The following is a 25,965-nucleotide window of genomic DNA, read 5'->3' as shown; positions in this document are numbered from 1 at the left end:
TCGAGCGGCTTTAGTTCACGTCATCGACGAGCGCCTGTGCGGTGTGCTGACCGCTGATCAGGCACATCGGGACGCCGATCCCCGGCGTCGTGAACGACCCGGTGAAGTAGAGACCGTCGACGGCGTCCGAGCGGTTCGGCGGCCGCAGCAGCGCGGTCTGGCGGAGAGTGTGGGCGAGCCCCAGCGCCGTCCCTTGCGTCGCGTTGTAGCGGTCGACGAAGTCCGAGACGCAGAACTCCTCCTCGAAGACGATGCGGTCCCGGAGGTCGGTCCCTGCGTGCTCGGCCACGTCGTCGAGGATCTGCTCCCGGAAGCGCTCGCGCTGTGCGGGCGAGTCCTCCAGCCCGGGCGCGATGGGCACGAGGGCGAACAGGTTGCTGTGGCCCTCCGGCGCGACCGTGTCGTCGGTCTTCGAGGGGACACACAGGTAGTAGGCCGGCTCGTCCGGCCAGGCGGGGTCGTCGAAGATCTCCGCGAAGTGCGGGTCCCAGTCGTCCGGGAGCACCAGCGTGTGGTGGGCCAGTTCGGGCACGTCGCCCTCGACGCCGAGATAGAGGAGGTACGCCGAGGGGGCGTACGTGCGGTCGTCCCAGTAGCCGGCGTCGTACTGCCGCTCGTGTTCGGGCAGCAACTCCTGCTCGGCGTGGGCGTAGTCGGCGTTGACGACCACGCGGTCGGGTCGGCGCTCCTCGCCCGCTTCGTCGACGACGAGGAACCCGCGCTTGCGCCGGGTGATCTCGTCGACCTCGACGCCCGTCTCGAAGTCGACGCCGAGTTCACGGCAGAGGTCGACGAACGCGTCGACGACGATGCCGATGCCGCCCGGGTGGTTCCCCTCGTCGTCGGCCTCGTTCGCGACGGGGTAGTACACGCCCATGTTGAAGTCGACGTGGCTCATCATGTTGTACAGCGCCGGCGTGTTGCGGGGCGAGCCGCCCAGAAACACCAGCGTGTACTGCATGATCTGCTGGAGCTTGGGGTTCTCGAAGTAGTTGTCCACGTGGCCCTGCATCGAGCGCATGAGCTTGATCCCGATGGGCGCCGCGCGCATCACGTCGAGGTCCACCCAGTCCCGGAGCTTCGAGCGGTCCTCGTAGACGAACTTCTCCATCGCCGTCTCGTAGTGGCGTTCGCTGGTCGCGAGGTACTCGTCGAACGCCTCGCCCGCGCCGGGTTCGATGGACTCGAACAGCTCCCGGTTTTTCGACCGGTCGGCCGCGATGTCGATCTGTTCGCCGTCGCCCGCTGCGGGCCCTTCGTTCTTGAAGAAGATCCGGTAGTGGGGGTCGAGCCGCTCCAGTTCGTAGTAGTCGCTCGGGGCCTTCCCGAAGTGGCCGAAAAAGCGCTCGAACACGTCGGGCATGAGGTACCACGAGGGACCCATGTCGAAGCGGAAGCCCTCGGCTTCGAGGCGGCTGGCTCGGCCGCCCAGCTGGTCGTTTTTCTCCACGAGCGTCACGTCCGCGCCGGCGTCGGCGAGGTACGCCGCCGTCGAGAGGCCGCCGACGCCGCCGCCGACGACTGTCACCGACTCGCCGTCCGCCCGTCCCGATAGACCTGCCATTACACGGATATCGGGCCCGACCCGTGAAAAAGGGGGTGCCCAACCGGTGCGGTCTGTGGATCTCGCGGTGTTTCCCCTCGCCGCCCGCACCGTCGGTCCGCCGGGACGCTCATGACGGACCCGTCCCAACGGCGCGGTATGGACGGACAGACGGTCGTCGTCACGGGCGGCACGCGCGGGATCGGCAGGGCAACGGTCGAGGCGTTCGCCGACGCCGGCGCGCACGTGGTCACGTGCGCCCGCGACGCCGACGCGCTCGACGACCTGGCCGAAGCGGTCCGCGAGTCCGGCGGAGCGATCACGACCCAGCGAGCCGACGTGCGCGACGAGTTCGACGTCGAGCGGCTGGTCGAAACCGCCGCTCGCGAGGGCGGGACCGTCGACGTCGTCGTCGCGAACGCCGGCGTCTACCACGGCGACGCCGGCGAGACGCCGGTCGACCGCGAATCGTACGGGGCGTTCGACGACGCGGTGCGGACCAACGCTCGCGGCGTCTTCGCGACCTTCCGCGAGGCCCGCCCGCACCTCGCCGACGATGCGCGGTTGCTGGCGCTCTCCGGGGGGATCGCCCGCGATGCCCGCGAGGGGTTCGGCGCCTACGCCGTCTCGAAGGCCGCCGCCGAGGCCCTCGTCCGTCAGTTCGCCGCCGACACCGAGTGGCCCGCGGCCGTCGTCGACCCCGGCGCCGTCGCGACGGATCTCACGGGCGGCCGCGGCACCGACCCCGAGCGGGCCGCCGATCTCGTCCTGTGGGCAACTCGCGACGCCGACCCCGACCGACTCGACGGTTCGGTCCTCGACCGCCGCGCGATGCGCGAAGCCTGACGCCCGACAGCTACCCGCGCCCACCCGCTCTCGCCCTGCTCTCCGGCCGCTTTCGGTCCCGAGCGACAGTCTTATTAACAACAACCCCCGTGTTGCTAAACAATGAGTATTAACGAGTCTATGGATGTTAATAACGGAGGCGGGCGGCTCTCGCTGGTCGGCGGTGCGGGCGTCGCGGTCCTGGTGGGGCTGTCGGTCGCGGCGGTCTTGGCCGAGACGTGGAAAGTGCTGATCGTCGGGTGGGTGGCGTTCGCGGCGATGGCCGCCGGGACGTACCTCGGCGCGCGGGCGACGGAGACGGACCCCAAGCGGCTCGTCTGGGGCTACGGGCTCGCCAGCGGCGCGATGGTGACCAGTGCGGCGATGTTCCTCGTCCCGCAGGCTATCGGGATCGCCGGCAACGGCGGTATCGCGCCCCAGGTCGGCGGCATCGGCATCGCCGCGGGGATCGTCGTCGGGTACAGCGGCCACGTTATCGGCCATCGACTCACGCACCGCGACCTCCCGATGGACGTGACGACCGCCCAGATCACCGCCCACGCCCTCTCGGCCGGCCTGATAATCGGTCTCGTCTACGGCTCGATGCCGACGCTCGGCCTGCTGCTCGGGCTCGCCATCGTCTCGCACAAGGGCCCCGCGGGCTACGCCGCCGCCCGTCGCCTGCGTCGCAACGGCAAGCCCGTCTCCGCGCTCCTCCTCCCGGCCGCCGGCGTCGGCATCACCGCCATCCCGACGGCCGCGCTCCCGGTCCCCGAGATCGCGGCGCTCAACGCCGTCGTCTTCGGCTTCGCCGCCGGCATCTTCCTCCACGTGGCCATGGACTTCCTCCCCGTCTGCGACGCCGGCTCGGAGATCGACCAGGTGTGTTCGCTCCACGAGGAGTCCCACGAGCTGCTGGACCGACTGCGGGTCCACGCCGTCGGCAGCACCGTCGTCGGCGCCGCGGTCGTCGTCGTCGCCTGGGTCGCCGTCTCGCCCTGACCGGCGGACGGTCCCGCACGCTCGGCCCTTCGACCGCCACTACGCTTTTTTCGCCGTCGACACAAACCCGCGACATGGTCTCGCCCCCAGTCCATCGGCCGAGCGACCCGGACTACGGCCGTCGGGTCGGCTGGGGGCTCGCCCTCGTCACGCTCGGACTGTTGGCGCCGCTGCTCTATGCCCGAGCCGCCGGCCCGTCCGTCCTCTGGGCGCCGTCGCTCTACTGCGCGGCCGCGGACTGCCCGACGCTCGCCCAGTGGAGCGCGTACCTCCTCTCGATCCCCGTCACGCTCGGCGTGACCGTCTGCTGGTGGTCGGGCAGGGCACGCTCGCACGCGCTCGTCGGCGCGCAGTCGTGCGCGATGGCCGCGCTCGTCGGCTGGGCGTTCGTCGTCCCGGCCAGTCCGTGGGCCTGGATCGCCCTCGTCCCCGGCGGTTTCCTCGTCGCGAGCGGGACCTGCGGGCTGTTCGAACGGCGCTCGCACGACCGCGAGGGACTCCCGAGTCGCCTGGCGACCGTCGGCGGCGTCTCGGTGTTCGCGGGCTTCGCGGCCACGGCCCTGCTCGGGTACTGGTCGCTCGCCGCGCTCCCCTTCTTCGCCGTCGCCCTCGGCGCGTACCTACTGCTCGTTCGCGCCCCGCTGGGCTGGCTCCGGGCCCACGCCGTCTGGTTCCTCGCGGCGGCCCTGCTCGCGGTCCCGCCGTGGAGCTACGTCCGACCGGAGTCGATCGGCGTGACCGATATGGTCCCGCCGCCGGAGTCCCTTCCGCCGCAGCCGCCCGACGGCAGCCCCGTCTTCCTCGCCGACGAGGTGATCACCGCGTTCGTGCTCGTCGGCGTCGCGGCGATGGTCCTGGCCGCGGCCGCCGCACTGGTCTGGAGCCTCACCGACGAAGCCCCCGGACCGTCCGGCCTCGCGGCCGACGCCGCGGAGTGACCGGCGACGCCGTCGCTCGCGGGCGTCGCGCTCAGAGACACCGGTCTGCACGAGCGTTCGCGTCGACACCGTGTCTCAGACGGTCTCGACGCCGGTCACTTCGAACCGCGCGCCGCCGGCCTCGCTCTCGCGCACGTCGATGTCCCAGCCGTGGGACTCGGCGATGCCGGCGACGATGTTCAGCCCCAGGCCGGTGCCGTCGTCGGCACTGGAGAACCCGGCCTCGAACACCCGATCGCGTTCGTTCTCGGGGATCCCGGGCCCGTCGTCGGCGACGTAGAACCCGCCCTCGAAGTCGCCGATCGTGACCGTCAGGTCGCTGGCCCCGTCGGCGCTCGTCGCGCCGTGTTCCACCGCGTTGCGGACGCAGTTCTCCAGTAACTGCTGGAGCCGACCGGGGTCGGCCCGGACCGTCGCCGTCGCCTCGACTGCGAGCGTCGCCTCGGCCGTCTCGACGTGCGTCCAGCACTCCGCGGCCGCGTCGGCGAGGTCGACCGGTTCCGCCTCGGTCGCCCCCTCGCCCTCCCTCGCGAGCGTCAGGATGTCCTCGATCAGCGCCTCCATCCGGTCGTGGGACCGCCGGATGGCGGCGACGTGTTCCTCGTCGTAGTCCTCGGCGAGCAGTTCGAGCCGGCCCTGTGCGACGGTCAGCGGATTCCGCAGGTCGTGACTGACGATGCCCGCGAACCGTTCGAGGCGCTCGTTCTGCTGTTCGAGCACCTCCCGCTCCGCGCGGAGTTCGCGCTCCGAACGGATGCCGTCGAGCGCCGTGGTCGCGTGAACCGCGAACGTCCCGGCCAGCGTGACGTCCGTCCGTTCGAAGGCGTCGGGTTCGGTGGTCCCGACGAGGAGGACGCCGTGGTCGCCCAGCGGAAAGATCACTTCGCTCCGGATCGGCGTCTCCTCGGTGAGCCGCCCGGACACCGTCGAGACGTCGTCGTAGACCCGGCGTTCACCGTCTTCGAAGGCGTCCCACGCGAGCCCGCCGCCGCGCGGGATCGGCGGGACCTCGCCGAGCAGTCGCTCCGCCTCGTCCGTCCAGGCGACCGGGACGAGCGCCTCGCTCTCCTCGTCGTAGCGGTGGACCGCGTTGTTCGGCAGACCTACGACGTCCCGGACGGCCCTGACGGCCGTCTCGGCCACTGCCTCGAAGGTCGTCGCCTCCATGAGCTCGCGGACGGTGGTGTGGATCCCCTCGATGGCGTCCTCGTTGCCCCCGCGGTCGGTCTTGTCGAAGACGCTGCAGACGAGCCGCTCCCCGTCGGCCTTGGCGAGCGTGTGGTCCTCGACGAAGGTCGTACCGTCGGCTCGGACCCCGGTCGTCTCGCCGCGCCAGAACCCCGTCCCCTCGACGGCCGGCATCACGTCCGCCCTGACCGTCTCCAGCGCCCCGTCGGGGTACGTGACAGTGAACGACTCACCGACCATCTCCTCGGGCTCGTAGCCGTAGAGGTCGGCGTACGCTTCGTTGACGTAGCTGTAGGTCCCGTCCGCTTCGATGATTCCGATGCCTTCCTCGGCGTCGTCGATCGCCCGGAGGCGACGGCGACGGGCCCGCCCCTCGCGGGCGGACTCGACGGCGGCCTCGATCCGCTCGGTCAGCTCGGTCGAGCCGTCGGCGACGGTCCCTTTCCGGAGGTAGTCGGTGATATCCGCGGAGATCGCCTCGCTGGCCACTGCCTCGTTTCCCTCGTCAGTAAACAGGACGAAGGGGAGCTCCGGGTGGTCCGCTCTGACGGCTTCGAGGAGCGCGACGCCGTCGCGTCCCTCCAAGTCGTACTCGGAGACGACGCAGTCGAATTCGCCGTCGACGAGACGGTCCAGTCCCTCGTCGGGCCCGGACACCGCCTCGACGGTGAATCGCTCGTTCGCCGTCTCGACGGCGGCGACCCGTTCGACGGACTCTGGGTCGTCGTCGACGTGGAGGACCCGGATCGGGTTCGGTGACGACCGACTCATCAACGATTCAATGGACAGACTGGTTATAACGGTTTTGGGAGAGTATCAACCGAGAGAACGGTCTCGCTCGGATGCGCGAGACCGGACCCGGCGCCGAGTCGACCGACTCACTCCCGCTCGCGTTCGCGCTGGCGGTCGGCCGACAGGTCGATGCCCGCCCCGGCGGAGCCGGCCGGATCGACGCCGTCGGGCACCTCGACGCCCTCCGTCTCCAGCAGCCGTTCGAGTCGACGCTCGAACTCGGCGTCGCCGATCTCGCCGGCCGCGTAGCGCTCCCGGAGTCGGTGGAGGGCGTCGTCCTCGCCGTCCCGTTCGTCTTCCCGGGTCGCGTCGGTCGGTCGAGTCCGTCCGCGCCGTTCGCCGAGCCACTCGCGCAGGTCGACGTACTGGGAGAGGATTGCCAGCACCGGCACGAGAAAGAACCACCCGACGATGGCGACGACTGCGGGCGCATCCCCGCCGACGAAGATGGCTGCCAGCGCCGCCAGCGGGAGCGTCGCGACCGCGACGATCCCGACCAGCGCCTCCATGGGGTCGTCCACCTCCTCGCTCGGCTCGTCGCTCATGTCCGAGGCTACCGGCTGGGGCAGTATAATTTTCGGGGACGACCGCGGCCGGTCGACGACCCCAGCGGCGCGTCCCGCCGCCGAATCGAGGCGCGTCTCCCGCCCCCTGAAGGGCGATAGCGCTATGCTCGCAGCCGCCGTAGAGACGCCCATGCCCATCAGTATCGACCAGTTCGAGGAGACGCCCGAGCCCAAACTCCGCCCCCCGGCGGCGGGCACCGAGAACGCCGACCGCGTGCTCGCCCACCTCACCGAGCGCCGCGAGGAGGCGTTCACGCCCGCCGAGATCTGCGAGGGCACCGGCGTCCCCCGCGGCAGCGTCGGCGTCGTTCTCGCGCGCCTCGAAGACCGAGACCTGGTCCGCCACCGCGGCGCCTACTGGACGGTCGGTCCGGACGCGACCGCGCGATAACGGGACGCCGTCGGCGCCCGGTCGCCAGTCGAACGCAGTCGGCCGCCGCCTGCGTCACCCGAGCGCGCGAACGGCCGCCGTGAGGACGCCGAGCGGGTTCACGGCCGCGTCCGCGCCGGTGAGTTCCCTGCCGAGCGGGTCACCCACGACGCCCTCGCCCAGCGACGCGACGGGCGCTCGGCGCACCTGTAGTTCGACCGTCAGTCCCGCTTCGGTCAGCCGGTCGTCGGGTGCGACGCCGGGCGGGAGCGCGTCCCGGACGGTCCCGAGCGCCCGCAACGCGGTCAGCGAGGGCGCGTCGAGGACGAGCCTGTCGCCCTCGCTCCAGACGCGGTAGCTCCGCCCGCCGTTCTCGACGACCAGCTCGGCGTCGACGGCCAGCGCTGTCCCCGTCACTCCTCTTCGGTCGTGATACGCAGCGTGCCGTCGACGCGCCAGTGGGCGTGGTCGGCGCCCTCGCCCGCCTTGCTCGGCACGTCGACCTCCATGTCCTCGAACTCGTAGGTGATCGCCGCCCCTCTCCCTGTCAGTCGTTCGTAGAGGCCGATCGCCAGCTCGGGCCACGTCGTCGTCTCGTCGACCGTCGACTCCGCCGCTGTGGTATCGTTCGAACTCATCCCACGCCAGTTTTGGGCTGGTCTGACATATACCCTCGTACGGTTGCGCGACCCGGGCGGCCCCACGCACGTCGGCCCGGCGCCCCCAGGCTCCGCTGGACCGCTCGACTCAGTTGTACTCGCGCCAGCGGTGGCCACGCCCTTCGAACCCCGAAGATCCGCGACCAAACGGGAAGATTTCCCTCGGTTCGAAGCTACGTGACGCTCGGATCCGGTCTACCAGAGTACGCTCTCGACTTCTTGGGTCCGTTCGGCGAGAACCTCGCCGCTGCTTTCGTCGCGTATCTCGATTTCGGCCATGATCTTCTCCCCGTTTTCGACGATGTTGAGCGACTTCTCGTCGGAATAGACGAAGTTGGTCTCGCAATCTTCGATTTGACTTTGGGTCTGGCTGACTACTGTTTCACTGTCGGAACTCAGCAGTCTCAGGTGTAGCTCGTACTCCGTTTCCGCCTCACCGTCGTACTGGATGTGGGAGCGAAGATTCCAGCGCTCGACGTTAAACAGGGAGTCCGTGTACTCTATACTCAGATGACCGACATTTATTTGAGAGCTACTGCAGTCCGTGTTGGAGTTTAGATACTGACGAGCGGTGTAGTCGATGTCGAACGTCGACTCTCGGCCGACCTCACTGCTCCCGAACACCAGGTAGTAGAGTCCGGCGGGGACGGTGAAAGAGAACGTCTCCGTGTCGGTGACCGGCTCTTTACTGCCCTCGTCGATCGATTCGAACTCCTCCTCCTGCTGTAATTTGATATAGTTGTCCGCGTCGACGAGATACACGTTGAGGGGGACAGTCTCGTACCCCTCTTGCACGCTCAGATCTATCGTGTAGTCGACTTGCGCAGTGTGTGTCACGAGGAGGGGGAACGAACCCCGCCCGGCGTATTGGATGTCTTCTATCGACCCGGATTCATCGGGTTGTTCATAGGTACCCACGGTATAGATATCGTCGAACGACTCTATCACGCCCCCCGTGGTCGGCTCCGGGGTGCTGGTCGGCGTGCGGGTCGAATCCGAACCCGTCGAATCGTTCGAGCCACAGCCCGCTAACCCGCCCAGTGCGGCTAACGAGGTAGTCGAAATGAACTCACGTCGGCCCACTGCCCATTTATTCATTACTAGATAAATAGTCTATGATAATATAGTTCCCAGTGATCCCGTAGCTGTTGGCCGTTTGGCTGGTTATGCGGGCAATTCCGTTCGATCTCGCACCGCCTGTAGCGGTATCGGTTTCTGAAACTCGACCTTTACCGATCCGATCGAGACGAAGCTATGTGATCCAGGGCCCTCCTTCCGTGGCCTCGATCGGGACGGTCTGTCGACCGTCTCGAGACCAATGCCCGTCGAAAGTGTCGGTCTTCGGCGGCCTTAGTTGTACTCCCGCCAGCGGTGGCCACACTCCGTGCATTTGAAGAAGCGCGTCGGCGGCTCGTCGGCGGAGCCGGTCTGTTTGATGGTGTACCAGGCGACGCCGTTGCCGCAGTCGTCGCAGTTGACGCTCTTGTCCTTTGGCTTGCCCTCGAAGTTCGCGCCCTCCTCGGTCTCGACGACCTCTTCGCCCGACTGCTCGGCGGTGCTGACGAACTGGTCGGCCAGGTCGTCGTCCTTCCCGACGGTGGCGCCGCAGCTCTTGCAGACCATCTCGTCGCCGTCGGCGTGCATCATCGAACCGCAGTCGTCGCAGAACTGCATGGTACCACACCCGTTGACGGTCCGGGCGTAAGTATACCTCGCTCTCACCGGCCGGATCGTTCGGACCGCTCCGCCCGTCACCGCCCGCCTCGTCGCCACCCGTCAGGCGTCGTCTTCGAGCTCCCGCCGCTCGTCGACGACGGGACAGTTGCTCACCCGGACGCTGTCGACGCCGACGAACTCGAGGATGTCGGTTCCCTCGTGGCCGCAGGCCACGTCGGGCGGCGCCGAGAAGTGCTCACAGCCCTCGCAGTAGCCGTGTTTCGACACCGTGACGATATCGTCGTCCTCGTCGCTGTCCGAGCGGTCGCCGACGGCGTCGGCGCCCTCGCTTGCGTCGGGCTCGGCGGTGAGTCGGTCCCACACCTCGTCGGGGTCGATCCCCTCGGCGCCGGAGCGCTCGAAGGCGCTCGCCGACGACTCGAAGGGGTCCTCGTCGGACACGGTCACGTCCGCGAGCGGGCCATCGCCGCGCTCGTCGCCCCGGTCTTCCCGCTCGCTTCCGCCGCCGCGGTCGCCCATGTACTCGAAGGGGTCGGGGTCGGCCGCGTCGGTCGACTCCGACGCCGCGGAGTCGTCGGCCGACGCCGGTGTCGGGGACGCGTCGGCGTCCCCGGTCCCGCCGTCGTCGCTTCCCGTCGCAACGTCCCCGGCCGGGTCGTCGCCCAGCGATCCGAACGGGTCGCCCTCGCGGTCGCGGTACTCGTCGAACGAATCGAACGGGTCGCCGCGGGCGTCGTCGCCGTCCGGCTCGCCGGTATCGGGGTCGTCGCTCACGCTATCAGCTCCCGTCGGCCGCGTCGGGGACGTTCGTACGGTCGGTGTCGTCGCCGGCCTCGAGCTTGCGCGCGACGGTCAGCTTCGGCTTGCCGAACAGGCCGCCCGGCAGCGCCACGTCGCTGACGGTCGCGTCGCAGTGGGGGCATCTGGGCTCGTGCAACAGCGCGATGTCGACGGCCTGCGAGCAGTTCTCGCAGACCGCCCGGTCCACGTCGAGTTCCGCGGCGGTGGCTTTCAACCGGTCGATGGCGTCGGTGCCGGTCGAGCGGGCCTGCTCGGCCTCCCGGAGGTCGCTGACGACCCAGGCCACCGTCTGCAGGCGCTCCTCGACCTCGTCGAGCCGGTCGGTCGCCCGCTCGATCTCGCTCACGCGGTCGTCGAGCGCGTCGACGCGCCGTTCGGCGTCGTCGGCCGCGTCGGTGGCCTCGTCGACCCGCGATTCGAGGGCCGAGAGCGACGATTCCAGGTCGTCGACGGCCGTCGAGAGCGTCGCGAGTTCGCCGAACTCCGGGTGGGTGTGGTCGCCGTCGGCCTTGTCGTCGGCCTCCCGTTTCACCTGAACGACCCGGTCGCGCACGTCCTGTATCTTGTCGGTGAACTCCGCCTCGACGCGGTCGATCTCCGCCGACAGCCCCTCCTCGACGGCGTCGAGGTCCTCGCTCCCGTCGTCGACGCGGTCGGCGACGGCGTCGGCGATGTCGGGCAGTCGCTCGGCGATCACGTCCCGTACGTCGTCCTCGACGTCGGCGCCCACCGCGGCGGCCACGTCCTCGTCGCCGAACTCCTCGGCGGCGCGGTAAGATGCGAGTAACTGGACGACGACGGCCTCCCGGTCGACGCCCAGGTCGGCGGCCTTGCGGTCCAGCCAGGCCTCTACGTCCGCGGGCAGGGCCACGGACACGCCGGCGTCGTCCGACGACTCGCTCGCCATTACGTTCCTCTGGCGCGAGTAGGAAGTTAAGGGTTTGCCACCGATTCTCGAAAATCGAACTGAGATGAGCGGTCGAGACCGTCGTTCGTGGCTGATATCGCGAAAAACGCGGACGGGTTCCGGTTATCGGATCTTGCGTACGTCGCTGATGTCGAAGCCGCCGTCGCCGACCTCCGTCTCGAATTGGACGATGTTCTCGCTGTCGAGCGCCGAGAGGACGCCCCGGAACTGCTTGACTACGAGCGTTCGCGCGCGGGTGGAGCCGCCGCTGGCCCACTGGAACTCCAGGGTGCCGTCGACGCCGTCGACGAGCTGGCCGTACTCGGTCTGCGAGACGGTCTCCTGGTTGACGTGGACGAGGATGACGCCGTTCCACTGGTCGGCGCCCTTCTGGAGCCCCTTGACGAGGAAGGCCACGTCCGTCCAGTCGAGGTTCTGGTCGCGGCCGGCGGTGCTGACGAGGTCGCTGATCGAGTCGATGACGACCAGGTTTCCGGGCGCGTGTTCGCTCAGCCGGCTCCCCAGTTCGCCGAGGATGTCGTCTCGCTCCTGACGGGCCCGCATGTCGCGGATGTCGGCGGTCGCGTCGGCGTACCAGTCCCGGGGGACCGGGCTCTGGTGAAAGTACTGCTCGGAGAGGTCGTGATAGCGGACCGCCTCCATGCCGGCGTCGACGATCTCCGGCTCCATCGTGGCCCCGACCTCCCGGGCGAACCGCCGTTCGCCGGCGGTGAAGGAGATGAAGTGGACCTCTTCGGGCGGGTTCGCCTCGGCGGCCAGGTCGCCGTAGTAGAGGTCGTGTAACTCCGGGTCGGTCTCGGCGAGAGCGTTCAACAGCGTGCTCGTCTGGAGGAACTCCCGCGACCCCGCGCCGCCCTCGCCCGCCACGAGGACGACGCTGCCCGTCGGCGCCCCGCCGCCGAGGGTCGTGTCGAGCTGGCGGACCCCGAACGGTATCCGGTCCATGCGACCACTACTCGGCCCCGCCCGTTTACCAGTTGCCCCGCCATTCTCGCTCGCTGAAACGGCGGCTCGGCGCCTCCGACAGCCGTCAGGCGTCCGCGACCGTCGCACCGTCGGCCCGCGGGCGGGCGACGACGACGCGGCCCCCGCCCGCCGCGTCGGACAGCGCCGCTCGGGCCGCGTCGGCCACGTCCTCGGCGTAGTCGGCGTCGGTCAGCGCGTAGACGGTCGGTCCCCACGAGGACTGGCCCGCGCCGGCGACCGCCGGGTGGGTCGAGAGGGCGTCGATGATCGCCCCCGCGGGCGGCCGGTAGACGCCGCCCTGTTCGTCGGCGTACCACGCGCCGTTGAGCCGGCCGAGCCGGGCGACGGCGTCGCCGAACGCCGCCCGGTCGCCCGTCGCGGCCGCCGGGAGCAACTGCTGGGTGACCACCAGCGCGATGTCCTCGGCGATGCCGGGGTCTGCCCGCTCGACGACCGAACGCATGCTCTCGTCCTCCTCGTCGCCGCTCCGGCCGGGTCCCGCGTCCGGGATCGCGAGGACGAACCGCCAGGACTCGGGCAGGTCGTGGCGCGCGACGACCGGCGGGACGGCCCACTCGCCCTCCGCCGGCGGCGCCGTGGTGAACCGCTCTGTCGGGTGACCGCCGTCGACGACGAACCCGCCGGATTCGAAGGTCGCGACGCCGATGCCGCTGCGGCCGCCGCGGCCCAGCGCCGGGGCGCGCTCGCGCGGGTCGACGTCGCGGTCGTAGGCCCCGGCGACGGCGACGAGCGCGGCGAGCGCGAACTGGGTCCCGCTGCCCAGGCCGGCGTGGCGGGGCAGGCGCTCGTCGACGCTGACGGCCGCCCCGGGCACGTCGAGGTGGTCGACGACCCGCTCGACGTACGGCCGCGCCGCGTCGTCGTCGCAGTCGACGGCCTCGGCCCGTTCGGCGCGCAGGTCGAGTCGCGGTTCGGCGAGCGCGAGGCCGACGCCGCCGTAGAGGCGTTCGTGTGCCAGCGAGAGGTTCTGAAAGCCGACGTGGATGCGCCCGCCGACCGTGACCCGGGTCATACCCTCACTGAAGTCGCCCCGCTCCTACGGCCTTTCGACAGCGGCCGTCGTCGCCGGAGCCCGTGACGGCCCCGCTGGTGTCGCTGACGCCGACGGCGCCACCGGTGTCGGTGGCACCGACATCCTCGGGACTCCCGGGGCGAACCGGTGTCGCCGAGCCGCCGCGAACGGCGGTATCCGGTCGATAAGCCGCCATTTACAATCCGGTACGGCCGTCGTAGACGTGGGCATGAGTGAGCAGCGACCGCCCGGCGACGGCCGGGACGAGTCCGTTCGCGACAACCGCGGGGAGTCGGCGTCGCCGACGGCCGGGGGCGGTGACGACACCGATCTGTCCGTGACCGAGGCGACGACCGCCGGCCGCGAGTCGCCGCTGACCCCCCGGAGTTCGCCGTCCGGAACCGACAGCGGTGACCGCGAGAACGCAGCCAGCGACGAGGGCGACGAGCGCGACGCCGGCCGGCTGGCGGCCGCCCTCGAAGGCGCGACGACCGTCGAACCGTGGGCGCCCTCGTCGCCGAGAGGTCAGGAGACCGCGACCGTCCGCCGGCACCTCCGGCGCGACGAGTCGCTGCAGGCCGTCGACGCCGCCAGACTGCTCGGCGACCGCGGCGGCCGAGCGGCGGTCGGTCTCAGCGACGATCGGCTCCTGGCCGTCACCGACGACGGCCTGCTGAGCGTCGGTCTCGACCGGCTGTCGGCGGTCCGCAGCTCCGTCGACGCGACGGTAGGTCTGCGCGGCCGCGACGCCCGACTGCTCGGTGGCGCCGGCTATCTCTGCTCGGTGGTGGCGTTCCTCGGCGTCCTCGGGACGGCCGCCGACCCGCTGACGCCGTCGTTCACCCTGGCCGCCGTCGGGGGCGCGCTCGCCGCCGACCACGTCCGCCGGGAGGGCATCGCCCCGGACGGGGAGACGCTGACCGACCGACTCCGTCGGTTCGGCCCGCTCGCCTCCCTCGCCGACGCGCTCGCGGGACTCGAACGACGGGCTCGCGGTCGCGCGAGCGACGACCCGCTCAGTCGCTGGGGGGTGGCCGCGCTCGCCCTCGGACCGTTCGCGGCGCTGGTCGCGCTCGAAGGCACCGTTCTCCCGCCGCTGTTCGCGCTGGCGACCGTCGCGAGCTTCGCGCTGGTCGTCTACGCCGTCCGCAACGGCGACGAGTTCGACGGGATGGAGGCGGTCCGACGTCGCCGGCGGACGGTCACCGCGACGTTCGACGACGGCACCGTCCTCGCCCTCCGCACCCGCCCCGACTCGCCGCTGGACCGCGAACTCGCGGCCCGCGTCGGCGACCTGTCGAAGCCTTCGACGACTGCCGGGGACGACTGAACGAGCCGTTCGGCCGGTAAGAGAGCGACCCTCGACCGGCTCAGGCGAGCGGCAGCAGTTCCGTGGGGAGACTGCCGGGCAGGTCGTCGCGGTCGTGTTCGCCGTCGAAGTGCAGGTCCGGCCCGCGGGCGATCAGCCGCTTGGGGTTGACGTCCGGGTGGGTCGTGTAGTAGTGCTCCTTGATGTGGTCCATGTTCACCGTCTCGGCGACTCCCGGCGTCTGGTAGAGGTCCCGAAGGTACGGCCAGAGGTTGTCGTACTCGTGGATCGCCTTGACGTTGCACTTGAAGTGAGTGTGGTACACCTCGTCGAAGCGGACCAGCGTCGTGAACATGCAGATGTCCGCCTCCGTCAGCCGGTCGCCGGCGAGGTAGCGCTGGTCGGCCAGCACCTCGTCCCAGTGGTCTAACGCCGCGAACAGCTCGTCGACGGCCTCGTCGTAGGCCGCCTGCGACCCGGCGAAGCCCGCCCGATAGACGCCGTTGTTGATCGGCTCGTAGATGCCCTCGATGATCTCGTCCACTTCTTCCCGGTACCCTTCGGGGTACAGATCCACGTCGCGCTCGGCCACCTCGTCGAACTCGGTGTCGAGCATGCGCAGGATCTCCTCGGACTCGTTGTTGACGATGGTCTCCTCCCGTTTGTCCCAGAGGACGGGCACCGTCACGCGGCAGGTCGCGTCCGGGTCGGCCTCCTGGTAGACTTCCCGGAGGTAGTCGCTGCCGTTGAGGGTGTCGGGGGTGCAGCCCTCTTTGTCCGGGGTGAACTGCCAGCCGCCGTCGTCGCGGTAGGGGTCGACGATGTCGACCGAGATGGCGTCTTCGAGCCCCTTCAGCGACCGGATCAACAGGGTCCGGTGGGCCCAGGGGCAGGCGTAAGAGACGTAGAGGTGGTACCGGCCGGCCTCGGGCTGGAACCGCGCGTCGGGGTCGTCCGCGACGCGGTCGCGGAAGGTCGTCTCGCCGCGCTCGAACTCCCCGTCCTCGTTCGTGTATTCGTCGATGTCCGTCCGCCACTCGCCGTCGACGAGTTTGTTCATGGCTACCGATCCCTTGGGTCGCGAGCGGGAAAAGGGTCCCAGTGACACCCGGGTAACCGGACGGTCGTCCGGCCCACGGGACCGGCCGGATGCGAGTCCCGCGACCGACCCCGACGGCGCGGTGGTCCGTCACCGGTTCGTCCGGAAACGGTCGTCGGATCCGTACGGACCCCGGACGCGCGGCGGACCGACGCAAGCGTTTAGTATCACCCAATCGATGGTTACGCCAGTCACGCGCGGGGCGGGGGAATGAAACACGTAATCGAAGTCGAGAACGGGGACGCACAGGTGCTCACGGAGACGGGGAGCGGCGGCCTGATCGGTCGGGGGCTCTTGCACGACCGCCCGCTCGCCGAGTACGTCGAGCCGACCGAGACCCCGAGGTTCGTCGTCCGGAACAAGAAACGGGGGTTCACCGTCAAAGAGACCGACAGCACGGCGAGCGACGCCGGGGTCGAGGCGGGGCAGGTCGCGCCCGACCGCGACCACACCGCGGCGGCGCTGGTGACGGACGTTCGGGTGCTGTTCGCCGTCGGCCGCGCCGAGGGGGACCGCACGCGGTCGGTGGCGCTGGGCGACGTAGTCGACGCCCGCACGGAGGCGGGCCTGCGAAACGGAGCGCTCGTGCTCGACACCGTCGGCGGGGCGCAGTACCGGTTCCCGACGCGGGGTGACCTGGAGGCGGTCCGGGAGTTCGTCGACGCCGCCGCGGGCGTCTGGTCGCGCGCCGAGCGCCACCTCGAAGCCGCCGAGGAGACGCTCGAACGGGTCGAACGGGCCTTCGAGTCCGGCGACGCCGACGTGGTGCTGGCGGCGGTCGGCGACGTTCGTGGGACGCTCGACGACGCCCGCGAGGCGGCCGCGTCGCTCGACGGTGCCGCGGCGTCGGTCGACGACCGCATCGAAGGGTATGGCGGCCGGTTGCGGCTGTTCGAGCGCCGCGCCTACGTCGAGCAGGCCGAGCAGGCTCGCGAGCGGGGTCACACCCGCTGGGACGACGAGGCCTACGAGACGGCGGCCGACCACTTCGGGCGAGCGGCCGACAGCTACGCGGCGGCGCTGTCGGTCGACGCTGACCGGCCGAGCGACGAGCTGATCGAGCAGCGGCGGGCGAACCTCGACGCCGAGCGCGAGCGACTGGCCGCCTCGCCGCTCGAACGCGCCGAGCAGGCGGTCGAAGTCGCTCGGTCGACCGACGACATCGAGACCGTCGTCACGTGGTGGGAGCGAGCGCTGGAGCGGTACGAACGGCTCCGCGCGCTCGACTGGGGGCGCGACGACCCCCGTTTCGACGGCGACCGCGAGGCGGTCCGCGAGCGGCTCGCGACCGTCGCCGAGCGGCTGATCGAGGCGCGCTGTGAGCGGGCTCGGCGGGCGCTCGACGCCGCCGACGGGGCGCCGCCCGCCGCGGCCGCGGCCGCCTGCGACCGCGCCGAGTCGTCGCTCGACGACGCCCGCGCGGTCGCCCGCGAACGGGTCCCCGACGCGCTCGATACCGTCGAGGAACTCGACGGACGGCTCGCCGACCGTCGGGCCGAATCGTCCGCGACCGAGCGCGACGGCACCGCCGATACCGACGCCGAGACCGTGGTCGTCCCGCCCGAGGAGACCGACGGCGGATCGGGCGAGGGCGGCGAGGCCGACGCGAGCGCCGAACCCGACGGCGAGTCGGCGGCCGACGATACCGAGGTCGGCGGCGGGACCGACCCTGCGGACGGCGGGTGGACGCTCGCCGGCGACGAGACGGACGACGAATGGCTGACCGCCGAGCGAGCCGCGACGCCGACCGACGCCGAGAGAGTCGATGACGTAGACGGTGGCGACGCCAGGGGCGGCGCGGCCGACCGCGATACGGGCGGCGCGTTCGACGATGGCGAGGGCGACGCGGCCGACGAGTGGACGCCCGCGACGCTGGGAGCGCTCGACGCCGACGGGTTCAGGCGGCTCGTCGCGGACTGCTTCGGCGCGACCGGGTGGACGGCGGACGCCGCCGACGGCGGCGCGGTGGACCTGCGCGCGACGGCCCCGGGGCCTGCGGACGTGCGCGCGGGCGTACTGACCGTTCACGCGGACGCCGCGGTGACGGTCGACGGGTCGGTGGTCGAGCGGTTCGCCGCCGCGGTCGAACGCGACGCGGACCTCGACGCGGCGGTGGTTGTCGCCGGCGCGGCACTCCCCACGGAATCGCGCGAGCGTGCCGACGAAGCCGGCGTGACGGTGGTCAGCCCCGACGCGCTGGTCGACGAACTCGACGGACACGACGTCTCGGTCCCCGACGACGGGGCCGAGCGGTGAGGTCCCCCGACGAGCGGGGCGCAGAGTGCCAGGCGTTCGCACGAGGTCGGGTGGGTTCGAAGGCTTTATCCACCCGCTCGGACTCGTTTACGGCAAGACTATGTCGGACAAACCTGCCTCGATGTACCGGGACATCGACAAGCCCGCGTACACCCGACGAGAGTACATCACGGGTATTCCCGGTTCGAAGATCGCACAGCACCAGATGGGCGACAAGAACACCCAAGGCGACGACTACCCGGTCCAGATCAGCCTCATCGTCGAGGAGTCGGTCCAGTTGCGCCACGGCTCGATGGAGGCCTCTCGCCTCTCGGCCAACCGCCACCTGATCAAGGAGCTCGGCGAGGGCAACTACAAGATGGTCCTCCGGAAGTTCCCCCACCAGGTCATCCGGGAGAACAAGCAGGCGACCGGCGCGGGTGCGGACCGCGTCTCCGACGGCATGCGCCAGGCGTTCGGCAAGATCGTCGGCACCGCCGCGCGCATCCAGGCCGGCGAGCGCCTGTTCACCGCCTACTGCGACGTCGACCAGGCCGAGGAAGTCAAGGAAGCCTACCGCCGCGCGTACAACAAGATCACCCCGCCGTGCCGCATCAAGGTCGAACGCGGCGACGAGCTGCTGATCCGGTAACGCGGTTTCCTCTCGGTTTTCCCCGTCAGCGACCGGCGGGTCTCTCCGTCGTCCCGTCACCCCTCCTCGGCGAGTCTGACGGTCAACACCGGTACGTCGGCGGTACGGACGACTTTCTCGGTGACGCTCCCCAGCAGGTACCGGTCCAGTCCGCGCCGTCCGTGCGTGCCCATCACGACCGCGTCGACGCCCGCCTCCTCGGCGTCCGCCAGTATCTCCCTGTACGGTTCCCCTTCGCGCACCTCGCCGGTCGCCTCGACGCCGCGGTCGACGACCGTCTCGACCGTCTCCGCGACGACCTCCTCGCTCGCGGCCCGCAGCGACTCGACCGTCGTCCCCTCCGCCGCCCCGCTGCCGAGGTACGTCGTGTCGACGACGTACAGGACGCGCAGCGTCGCGTCCATCGCCGTCGCCAGCGTCAGCGCGTGCTCCAGCGCCGCGTCCGCCCCGTCGCTCCCGTCCGTCGGGTAGAGTATCTCGTCGTACACACGAGCAGGTTCGTCCCGGAGGGTCCTCCCGGTTGCCCACTTTCCCGCTCATATGGGGCCGAATAAACGCTTATGCCGAATTATTTTCGACAATCTTCCGACACAGGACCGACATCTGATCGAACGTCTGCCATCGCGGAAGCGGTTCTGTCGCCATCGTTCGGCAGGCCGGCAGTCAGCGGTCGGCGGGTTTTTGTCGGGACATCCCGACTGGCAGGTATGCGCAGGCTGGCGGTCGCGACGAACGCGGAGACGTACGAGCGGATGCGGGCGCCCCTCGCCGACCGCGGTATCGGGGTCGAGCACGTCCGCTCGCGCGAGCGGACGGTCGCGCTCACCGACCCGCCCTGGGGTGAGTTCGACGCCGGCTTCGTCTTCCCGCCGCGACTGATGGAGGGCGGCGTCGCCGACGCCGCCCTGGGCGTCCCGTGGGTCAACGACCGCGAGGCGATCCTCCGCTCGCGCAACAAAGCGGGCGCCATCGCCCGTCTCGCCGCCGCCGACGTGCCGGTCCCCGAGACGGTCATGGTGTCGAACCCCGTCGACGAATCGGAGCTGGTCGACGCCGTCGAGCGCCTCGATCCCCCGGTCGTCGTCAAGCCCAACTCCACGACCCGCGGCGTGGGCGTCGCGAAAGCGGGCGACCTGGACTCGCTGCTCGGCGTCGTCGACTACCTCGACCTGGTTCACGACTTCCGGGCGACCGGCGACAAGTCCTTTCTCGTTCAGGAGTACCTCGACGGCGCGACCGACTACCGCGTGATGGTGCTGGACGGCGAGTACGTCGGCGCGGTCGAGCGCCGGCTCCCCGACGACGCGCTCGCCGCCGGCCAGTGGAAGCACAACGTCCACCGCGGCGCCGAGGCCAGCCGCGTCGACCTGGACCCCGAACTCCGGGAGTTGGCCGAGCGGACCGCCGACGTACTGGACATCCCCTTCCTCGGCGTCGACCTGCTCGTGACCGACGAGCGGGCGGTCGTCAACGAGACCAACGCCCGTCCCACTATCGACGACGCCGACAAGTACGCCGACGGGTTCTGGGACGACCTGGCCGACCTGGTCCGCAGGACGGCCGACGCCTAATCAGCGTTCGCTCCGGAGCTCATCGGCGACCCGCTCCAGCTCGGCGAACTCCTCGTCGGAGTAGGCGATGACGCGCACGTCCGAGAGCGTCTCGGGGTCGTAGTCGGCGACGGTCTCGCAGACGATCCGCGCCCCCTCGGCGAACCCGAAGTCGGCGACCCCGGTACCGAGGACCGGTATCACGACCGACTCACAGTCGATCTCGTCGGCGGCGGCGAGCGCGTTCCGGGTCGCGTCGGTGATCGACGTCTCGGTCGCGCGGCCGTCGCCGGAGTGGGGCATCGCGGCGGCGTGGATCACGTGGTCGGCGTCGAGTTCGTAGGCGTCCGTCACGGCCGCCTCGCCCAGGTCGACCGGCCCCTTCGAGATCGCTTCCTCGTTGATCGGCCCGCCCGCGGCCCGGCGGAGCGCGCCCGCGACGCCGCTGCCCATCCGCAGGCTCGTCCCCGCCGCGTTGACCAGCGCGTCGGCCGACTGGGCGGCGATATCGCCCCGAACGGTGTCGAACTCCATACGCGACGGTCCGAGCGCGAGCGGCTAAAAGGCGTTCCCGAGCCGTGGGGCGTGCGAACCCGGTAGGCTAAAGGGCTGTCATCCGGAACCGCTAGACGCGAGGGCCTGTATCTCAGTCTGGTTAGAGAGAGCGGCTCATAACCGCTTCGTCCCTGGTTCAAATCCGGGCGGGCCCATCGATTCTGCGAGGAGCGGACGCGACGAGCGAATCGTGTCCGCGCACGGATTTGAACGAGACCTGACGTGCGCAGCGGAGCGAGCACGTCAGGGTGTGGTTCACAATCCGGGCGGGCCTCCTCAGCTTCGAGAGAACGCGGCCGCCTCCGATCTCTTTCGACCGCCGCATCCGGCCGAGATCACTTGTATGACTCCCCGGGCGCCTCCGCGGCGGCTTCCGCCAGCCGGATCCGGGCCCCGCGTTCGGAGTCGGCGAGCGACAGGGTGTCGTCGTCCTCGTCGTAGGTGACGACCCCCGCGGATTCCAGCGGGGGGACGTGTTCCTTTGCGAGCTCGGCCCGGACCGTGTCGAGGGTGATCGCGTCGGGGGTCTCGCCGTCGCTGGCGGCTTCGAAGCGGGCGGCTTCGTTGACCAGCAACACCATGCCTCGCTCCCCATCCGACCGTTCGAGGAGCGTGCGGACGACCAGCCGAGCGAGCGGATGGTCGAGCCCGTCGCCGCGATCCCGTGACACCCGATCGTCCCCTTGCGATCCAATCCTGCGGTAGATGGGCGTCAGGCGGTACTAACGGTATCTCTGCGACCGATCCGGTTACTCGACGGTGACCGACCCGACCATGCCCGCTGCTTCGTGGGGGATACAGGCGTACTCGTGAGTCCCGGTCGTCTCGAAGGTGTGGACGTACGACTGGCCGGACTGGACGGCGCCGTCGCCGGCTCCCCAGCCCTCACGCGCGGCCGGCTCGGAGTCGAAGCCGCCGGAGGCCCAGTACTCCGCCCCATCGGGGAGCGACCCTTCGGCGGCAGTGACGCTGTGGGCCTCGCCGCCGGTGTGGGTCCAGGCCACGGTGTCGCCCTGGGAGACGGTCAGCGCCGCCGGTTCGAAGGCGACGGCGGTCATGTCGACGACGTAGTCGGCGTCGTCGGGGACGCCCTCGACGACGTTCGGCCCGCCCTGGAGACTCGACTCGCCGCCGCTCTCGCTCCCGCCGCCGTGACCGCCGCTAGTTGACCCCGCGAGCCGCAGGTCCAGCGGGAGTTCCTCGACGCTGTCGACGAGCGCGAACTGGGCGTAGAGTGCGGCGTCGGCGAACGCGTCGGCTGCGGCCGCCACGTCGCCGCCCTCTTCGAACGCGGCGATGTAGGCGTCGAGTTCCGCCTCGAAGGTCTCGTAGGCGGAGGTGCTGGCCTCCTCCAGTAACTCGTGGACGCGCGCGTTCTCGAAGTGCGCGAAGGCGTCCTGCAGGACCGTCGCGCCGGCGCCGCCGGTCGAGCCGCCGGCGTGCTCGACGATGGCGTAGGCTGATTTCAGCGCCTCGGCGCCGAAGGACTTGCTCGCCGGGTACACGTCCTCGCCGTCGCCCGCGGCCGAGGACACCACGCCGAGGCGCTCCTCGAAGGACTCGTACACCGATTCGTCGGCGTCCTCCAGCGCCTCGTGATAGCCGCCGGCGCCGGCCTCGAAGTGTTCGAAGGCGCCCTGTGCGATGGCCTCCGCACGGCCGTCGTTCCCGAGGGCGTCGAGGACGGCGGCGTCGAACCCGCGGGCGCCCACGTACGCGGCCTCGGCGCCGCTGGCGGTGGCGGTCGAGCCGGCCTGTATCTCGAACGCCAGTAGCGCGGACTGGACGCCCTCGTAGTGGGTCGAGACGGCGTCGTCGTCGGTGTTCTCGAAGGCGGTGATCAGCCCCGAGAGATGCTCCTCCTCGAAGCTGTGGTACAGCTCCTCGCTGGTCGACTCCAGGGCCTCGTGGAGGCCGAGTTCGTCGGCCTCGAAGCGCTCGAACAGGCCCTGAGCGAGGGTCGCGGCGACGTCGTTCTGCCCCAGGCGGTACAGCTCTCGGGCGTCCGCGAAGCGGGCGCGGGAGAACGCGGCCGCCAGCAGGGGTGCGTTCGAGCCGGCGAGCGCGTCGACCCCAGTGACGAGGTTCTCGTCGACAGTCGCGGCGGCGTCGTCGATTTCCGAGGAGTTCCCGTTCTCGATGGCCGACCGGAGCGCGGCGAGCCCGGACTCGAAGCCCTCGTAAGCCTCGTCGTCGGCTTCCTCCAGCGCCTCGTGGGCGCGGGCGCCTTCGAAGTGGGCGAAGATGTCGCCGGCCATCGTCGCGGCGCGGTCGGTCTCGCCGCGGGCGGCCAGCCGGTGGGCGTCGGCGGCCCGAGCGCGATAGAGCGTCAGCGCCGCGGCGTGGGCGTAGTCTGTCGAGGGGCCGCCCGCCGCGGCCAGGGCGGCGCCGTCCCAGCCGCGGGCCTGGATGGCGGCGACGTGGCCGGTGCCGGCGACCGCCTCGCTGTCCGCGAGCGCGTAGCTGCCGTCGACCGTGGCCTGGTAGGCGGCTTCGGCCTCCGCGCGGACCGACTCGGCGTCCTCGCTGCCGGCCGAACTCGCGACGGCCTCGAGGCTCCCCTCGAACGCCTCGTACGAGTCGGCGTCGACGGATTCGAGCGCGTCGTGGACCGCGGTTTCCTCGAAGCGCCCGAGAACGGACTCGGCGGCGGCCTGCGCGCCACCGAAGTGACCGGCCCCCGCGAGCGCCGCGGCGTCGAGCGTCGCGGCCCCGAGCAGCTGCAGATCGAAGGCGCGGGCAGCCGACTCGCCGACCAGTTCGCGCTGTGCGGTGGCGAGGTGTTCGCTGGCGAGTCCCGCCTCCTCGCGAGTCCGTTCGACGTCGCCGGCCTCCAGCCCGGCGCTCCGTAGCTCGCCCAGCGCCTCTTCGAAGCCCTCGTAGCTCGACTCGCTGGTCGATTCGAGGGTCTCGTGGGCGCCGTACTCGCCGCTGGCCCCTTCGAAGCGACCGAACGTCGACTGCGCGACCGAGGCGCCCGCGTCGTGTGCGCCGGCGAGGCCCAGCGCCTGGGCGTCCCAGACCCGAGCGCGCATAGCGTTCCACTCGGCGGCGACGGCCACGTCCACCGACCCCCCCGATCCGTCACTGTCGTCGGTCGGTGAATCGCCCTCGCCGGCCGCCTCGTCGAACTCGTTCTCTCCGTCCGATTCCGTCTCCGCCGGCGCGTCCGTCTCGTCGCCGCCCGAGAGCCCGTCGCATCCCGCGAGCCCGAGCGTCGCGAGCGCCGCTCCTGTTGCCAGTACGTCGCGTCTTCGCTGTTGCATCGTTATTTAGGCCTACCTAAAGTGTGATAAGGGCGTCGAAATTTAGGCAGGCCTAAACACATTCGGATAGATGGAGGGCGGGCGACCGGAATCGCTCGGTCGCATCAGAGCCGGTCGGTGGTTCGCGGAGCCGCCGACGTTTCGTATAGCGTCACGCGGTGTATGGATGGGGCGGCCCGGTAGAGAGGGCCGTCGCTGTGGGCGTGTGTCTGTGGCTCTCAGCGGCGAACATGGCAGAAAGCGTGTCGGGGAAGCTTCAGGCGATCTGGTCGCGGTACTCGTCGGCCGACAGCAGGTCGTCGAGGTCGGACTCGTCGCTCAGTTCGACCTCGACCAGCCAGCCGTCGCCGTAGGGGTCTTCGTTGATCAGTTCCGGCCGGTCGACCAGGTCGTCGTTGACGGCGGTGACGGTGCCGGAGACGGGGGCGTAGATGTCGGAGACGGCCTTGATCGACTCGACGACGCCGAAGTCCTCGCCCGCGGTGAGTTCCTCGCCCTCGCTCGGGGGGTCGACGAAGACAACGTCGCCGAGTTCGTCCTGGGCGAAATCGGAGATGCCGATCCGTGCCGTAGCGTCGTCGACCCGCGCCCACTCGTGGGAGTCGAGATAGCGCAGGTCGTCGGGAACGTCGAAGCTCATCTATCGAGGAATGGGGTCGCGGTGGTACGTGCTTTCTTCGGTTCGCCCCGCACCGAGACGCGGATCGATTCGTCGAGTCCGACCTCGACGGGGAGATAGGCCAGCCCGATCCCCCGGCCGAGCGTCGGGCTCATCGTTCCGCTCGTAATCTCGCCCAGGGAGTCGCCGTCGGTCGACTCGACGGCGTAGCCCGACCGGGGAACGCCGCGGTCGACCAGTTCGATCCCCCGGAGCTTCTCGTCGACGCCCTCCACGTCGGCCCCTTCCAGCGCGTCCCGGCCGACGAACTCGCTGTCCAGGTCGACGGCGAAGCCGATACCTGCTTCGTAGGGGTTGCGGGGGTTCTCCTCGGGGTCGAAGTCCTGTCCCGAGAGCAGAAACCCCATCTCCAGGCGAAGGGTGTCTCGGGCGCCCAGGCCGCAGGGCTGACACTCCAGGGCCGACCAGACCGTTTCGGCCTCGTCCCAGGGGTAGATCAACTCGTAGCCGGACTCGCCGGTGTAACCGGTCCGGGAGACCAGCGTCTCGACGCCCGCGACCGCCCCGACCGTCGACTCGAACCGGCCCAGCTCACCGAGGTCGGCGTCCGTCTCACCGGCGAGCAGGTTTCGGGCGTCTCGACCCTGGAGCGCGACCATCGCGAACGACTCCGTGCGGTTCCGGACCGTCGCGTCGAGTTCCCAGGCGTCGCGGTGGTCGATCCAGCGCTCGGTCATCTCGTCGTCGTGGCCGGCGTTGGGGACGACGAGGTAGTCGGCGTCGACCGACCACGCCTCGGGCGGGCGGTAGACGACGGTGTCGTCGAGCATCGCGCCGCGGTCGTCGGTGATCGCGGCGTAGTTCGACTCGCCGGGGTCCAGATCGGCGATATCGTTGGTCACCAGCCGGTTGGTGAGCCGGCGGGCGTCCGGGCCGGTAACGGTCAGTTGGCCCATGTGAGACACGTCGAAGCGCCCCACCGATTCGCGGACCGCCTCGTGTTCCGCCCGGATGGAGTCGAACTCGACGGGCATCTCCCACCCACCGAACTCGGTCAGCGTCGCGCCACTCGCCTCGTGAGCGTCCGCGAGCGGCGGCTGTCTGAGCGTCATATCCCGATTTCCGCCCGCCAGCGACGTAACGTTGTCGTCGCCCGCGTGCGCGCTCGCGAGCCACGACCTCGACGGCGGTGTCCGCGGCGTCTGACGCCTTCAACCGAATAGCGCTATATAGAATGAATACCGAGCCGCGCGTTCGGACGCTCGCGACGGTTGTCGTCGGGGGCGACTCGCGGCGAACGGTCGGTTGCCGGTCGGTTTCGCACAGTTTCCGACCCGGAAACTGTGATCCCTTTTATATGACCGTTCCGGCTGTCGTGTCGAACGCGATGGT

26 protein-coding genes and 1 tRNA gene are annotated in these 25,965 nt (G+C 70.3%); 9 read left to right on the top strand and 18 right to left on the bottom strand.

The annotated features are described in order from the left end of the window. Nucleotides 1-10: 10 nt before the first annotated feature. Nucleotides 11-1,564, bottom strand: coding sequence for a phytoene desaturase family protein (locus C475_RS08355; RefSeq protein WP_006883375.1), 1,554 nt, complete (start codon nt 1,562-1,564; stop codon nt 11-13). A gap of 138 nt (nt 1,565-1,702) precedes the next feature. Between C475_RS08355 and C475_RS08350 the strand changes: the two genes are divergently transcribed. The 3 genes from C475_RS08350 to C475_RS08340 all read left to right on the top strand — a co-directional run bounded on the left by C475_RS08350 (nt 1,703) and on the right by C475_RS08340 (nt 4,308). Further along, on the top strand, nt 1,703-2,389 hold the full coding sequence (locus C475_RS08350) for an SDR family NAD(P)-dependent oxidoreductase (RefSeq protein ID WP_006883374.1): 687 nt from the start codon (nt 1,703-1,705) through the stop codon (nt 2,387-2,389). 102 nt (nt 2,390-2,491) lie between these two features. Then, nucleotides 2,492-3,370 (top strand): ZIP family metal transporter, encoded by an 879-nt coding sequence (locus C475_RS08345; RefSeq protein ID WP_049930304.1) that lies wholly within the window; start codon nt 2,492-2,494, stop codon nt 3,368-3,370. 74 nt (nt 3,371-3,444) lie between these two features. Beyond that, a complete protein-coding gene (locus C475_RS08340; RefSeq protein WP_006883372.1) occupies nt 3,445-4,308 on the top strand; it encodes a hypothetical protein in 864 nt (287 codons plus the stop codon). 75 nt (nt 4,309-4,383) lie between these two features. On the opposite strand, the gene C475_RS08335 is transcribed toward C475_RS08340, so the two are convergent. Then, the gene (locus C475_RS08335; RefSeq protein WP_006883371.1) at nt 4,384-6,267 is read right to left on the bottom strand and encodes a receiver/sensor box histidine kinase; all 1,884 of its coding nucleotides are present in this window, start codon (nt 6,265-6,267) and stop codon (nt 4,384-4,386) included. Nucleotides 6,268-6,374: 107 nt separating this feature from the next. Continuing rightward, nucleotides 6,375-6,833 carry an SHOCT domain-containing protein gene (locus tag C475_RS08330; RefSeq protein WP_006883370.1) on the bottom strand — a complete coding sequence of 153 codons (459 nt, stop codon included), beginning with the start codon at nt 6,831-6,833 and terminating at the stop codon, nt 6,375-6,377. 151 nt (nt 6,834-6,984) lie between these two features. Here C475_RS08330 and C475_RS08325 point away from each other — a divergent pair, with 151 nt between their 5' ends. After that, entirely contained in the window at nt 6,985-7,245 is a 261-nt protein-coding gene (locus C475_RS08325) for a MarR family transcriptional regulator (RefSeq protein WP_006883369.1), read from the top strand. Between the two features lie 54 nt (nt 7,246-7,299). Here C475_RS08325 and C475_RS08320 read toward each other — a convergent pair whose 3' ends face one another. The 8 genes from C475_RS08320 to C475_RS08285 form a co-directional block, all read right to left on the bottom strand. Then, nucleotides 7,300-7,641, bottom strand: coding sequence for a hypothetical protein (locus C475_RS08320; RefSeq protein WP_006883368.1), 342 nt, complete (start codon nt 7,639-7,641; stop codon nt 7,300-7,302). Beyond that, nucleotides 7,638-7,862 carry a hypothetical protein gene (locus C475_RS08315; protein ID WP_006883367.1) on the bottom strand — a complete coding sequence of 75 codons (225 nt, stop codon included), beginning with the start codon at nt 7,860-7,862 and terminating at the stop codon, nt 7,638-7,640. The genes C475_RS08320 and C475_RS08315 overlap by 4 nt, the downstream gene beginning before the upstream one ends. Before the next feature lie 216 nt (nt 7,863-8,078). Then, on the bottom strand, nt 8,079-8,981 hold the full coding sequence (locus C475_RS08310; protein ID WP_049930301.1) for a hypothetical protein: 903 nt from the start codon (nt 8,979-8,981) through the stop codon (nt 8,079-8,081). A 252-nt stretch (nt 8,982-9,233) separates the two neighbouring features. Further along, the gene (locus C475_RS08305) at nt 9,234-9,557 is read right to left on the bottom strand and encodes a transcription factor S (protein ID WP_006883365.1); all 324 of its coding nucleotides are present in this window, start codon (nt 9,555-9,557) and stop codon (nt 9,234-9,236) included. 102 nt (nt 9,558-9,659) lie between these two features. Continuing rightward, a complete protein-coding gene (locus C475_RS08300) occupies nt 9,660-10,334 on the bottom strand; it encodes a hypothetical protein (protein WP_006883364.1) in 675 nt (224 codons plus the stop codon). 4 nt (nt 10,335-10,338) lie between these two features. Continuing rightward, nucleotides 10,339-11,268, bottom strand: coding sequence for a hypothetical protein (locus C475_RS08295; RefSeq protein ID WP_006883363.1), 930 nt, complete (start codon nt 11,266-11,268; stop codon nt 10,339-10,341). 123 nt (nt 11,269-11,391) lie between these two features. Next, entirely contained in the window at nt 11,392-12,234 is an 843-nt protein-coding gene (locus C475_RS08290) for an RAD55 family ATPase (RefSeq protein WP_006883362.1), read from the bottom strand. Between the two features lie 85 nt (nt 12,235-12,319). Further along, nucleotides 12,320-13,288, bottom strand: a complete 969-nt coding sequence (locus C475_RS08285; protein ID WP_006883361.1) for a beta-ribofuranosylaminobenzene 5'-phosphate synthase family protein — start codon at nt 13,286-13,288, stop codon at nt 12,320-12,322. A 229-nt stretch (nt 13,289-13,517) separates the two neighbouring features. On the opposite strand from C475_RS08285, the gene C475_RS08280 reads away from it, so the two are divergent. Next, nucleotides 13,518-14,618, top strand: coding sequence for a hypothetical protein (locus C475_RS08280; protein ID WP_006883360.1), 1,101 nt, complete (start codon nt 13,518-13,520; stop codon nt 14,616-14,618). A 40-nt stretch (nt 14,619-14,658) separates the two neighbouring features. On the opposite strand, the gene C475_RS08275 is transcribed toward C475_RS08280, so the two are convergent. Continuing rightward, nucleotides 14,659-15,657, bottom strand: coding sequence for a glutathione S-transferase family protein (locus C475_RS08275; RefSeq protein ID WP_006883359.1), 999 nt, complete (start codon nt 15,655-15,657; stop codon nt 14,659-14,661). A gap of 249 nt (nt 15,658-15,906) precedes the next feature. Here C475_RS08275 and C475_RS08270 point away from each other — a divergent pair, with 249 nt between their 5' ends. Further along, a complete protein-coding gene (locus C475_RS08270) occupies nt 15,907-17,952 on the top strand; it encodes a restriction endonuclease (protein WP_006883358.1) in 2,046 nt (681 codons plus the stop codon). Between the two features lie 100 nt (nt 17,953-18,052). Then, a complete protein-coding gene (locus tag C475_RS08265) occupies nt 18,053-18,583 on the top strand; it encodes a 50S ribosomal protein L16 (protein ID WP_006883357.1) in 531 nt (176 codons plus the stop codon). 56 nt (nt 18,584-18,639) lie between these two features. On the opposite strand, the gene C475_RS08260 is transcribed toward C475_RS08265, so the two are convergent. After that, nucleotides 18,640-19,071, bottom strand: coding sequence for a universal stress protein (locus C475_RS08260; protein WP_006883356.1), 432 nt, complete (start codon nt 19,069-19,071; stop codon nt 18,640-18,642). A gap of 219 nt (nt 19,072-19,290) precedes the next feature. Between C475_RS08260 and C475_RS08255 the strand changes: the two genes are divergently transcribed. Continuing rightward, the gene (locus C475_RS08255; protein WP_006883355.1) at nt 19,291-20,154 is read left to right on the top strand and encodes an ATP-grasp domain-containing protein; all 864 of its coding nucleotides are present in this window, start codon (nt 19,291-19,293) and stop codon (nt 20,152-20,154) included. On the opposite strand, the gene C475_RS08250 is transcribed toward C475_RS08255, so the two are convergent. Beyond that, nucleotides 20,155-20,667, bottom strand: a complete 513-nt coding sequence (locus C475_RS08250) for a macro domain-containing protein (RefSeq protein ID WP_006883354.1) — start codon at nt 20,665-20,667, stop codon at nt 20,155-20,157. Nucleotides 20,668-20,768: 101 nt separating this feature from the next. Between C475_RS08250 and C475_RS08245 the strand changes: the two genes are divergently transcribed. Continuing rightward, nucleotides 20,769-20,843: transfer RNA gene (locus C475_RS08245), tRNA-Ile, on the top strand. Nucleotides 20,844-21,023: 180 nt separating this feature from the next. Here C475_RS08245 and C475_RS08240 read toward each other — a convergent pair. The 4 genes from C475_RS08240 to gcvT all read right to left on the bottom strand — a co-directional run bounded on the left by C475_RS08240 (nt 21,024) and on the right by gcvT (nt 25,685). Continuing rightward, complete coding sequence (locus C475_RS08240; RefSeq protein ID WP_006883353.1) at nt 21,024-21,359, bottom strand: DUF7344 domain-containing protein; 336 nt, start codon at nt 21,357-21,359, stop codon at nt 21,024-21,026. Nucleotides 21,360-21,437: 78 nt separating this feature from the next. Then, nucleotides 21,438-23,954 carry a DUF5059 domain-containing protein gene (locus C475_RS08235; RefSeq protein ID WP_006883352.1) on the bottom strand — a complete coding sequence of 839 codons (2,517 nt, stop codon included), beginning with the start codon at nt 23,952-23,954 and terminating at the stop codon, nt 21,438-21,440. A gap of 256 nt (nt 23,955-24,210) precedes the next feature. Further along, nucleotides 24,211-24,594 carry a glycine cleavage system protein GcvH gene (gcvH, locus tag C475_RS08230; protein ID WP_006883351.1) on the bottom strand — a complete coding sequence of 128 codons (384 nt, stop codon included), beginning with the start codon at nt 24,592-24,594 and terminating at the stop codon, nt 24,211-24,213. Next, on the bottom strand, nt 24,591-25,685 hold the full coding sequence (gcvT, locus tag C475_RS08225) for a glycine cleavage system aminomethyltransferase GcvT (RefSeq protein WP_006883350.1): 1,095 nt from the start codon (nt 25,683-25,685) through the stop codon (nt 24,591-24,593). The genes gcvH and gcvT overlap by 4 nt, the downstream gene beginning before the upstream one ends. Nucleotides 25,686-25,965 lie beyond the last annotated feature (280 nt).

Source organism: Halosimplex carlsbadense 2-9-1 (assembly GCF_000337455.1).
In the GTDB taxonomy this organism is placed as follows: Archaea; Halobacteriota; Halobacteria; order Halobacteriales; family Haloarculaceae; genus Halosimplex; species Halosimplex carlsbadense.
This window is presented reverse-complemented; position numbering and strand designations above follow the sequence as displayed.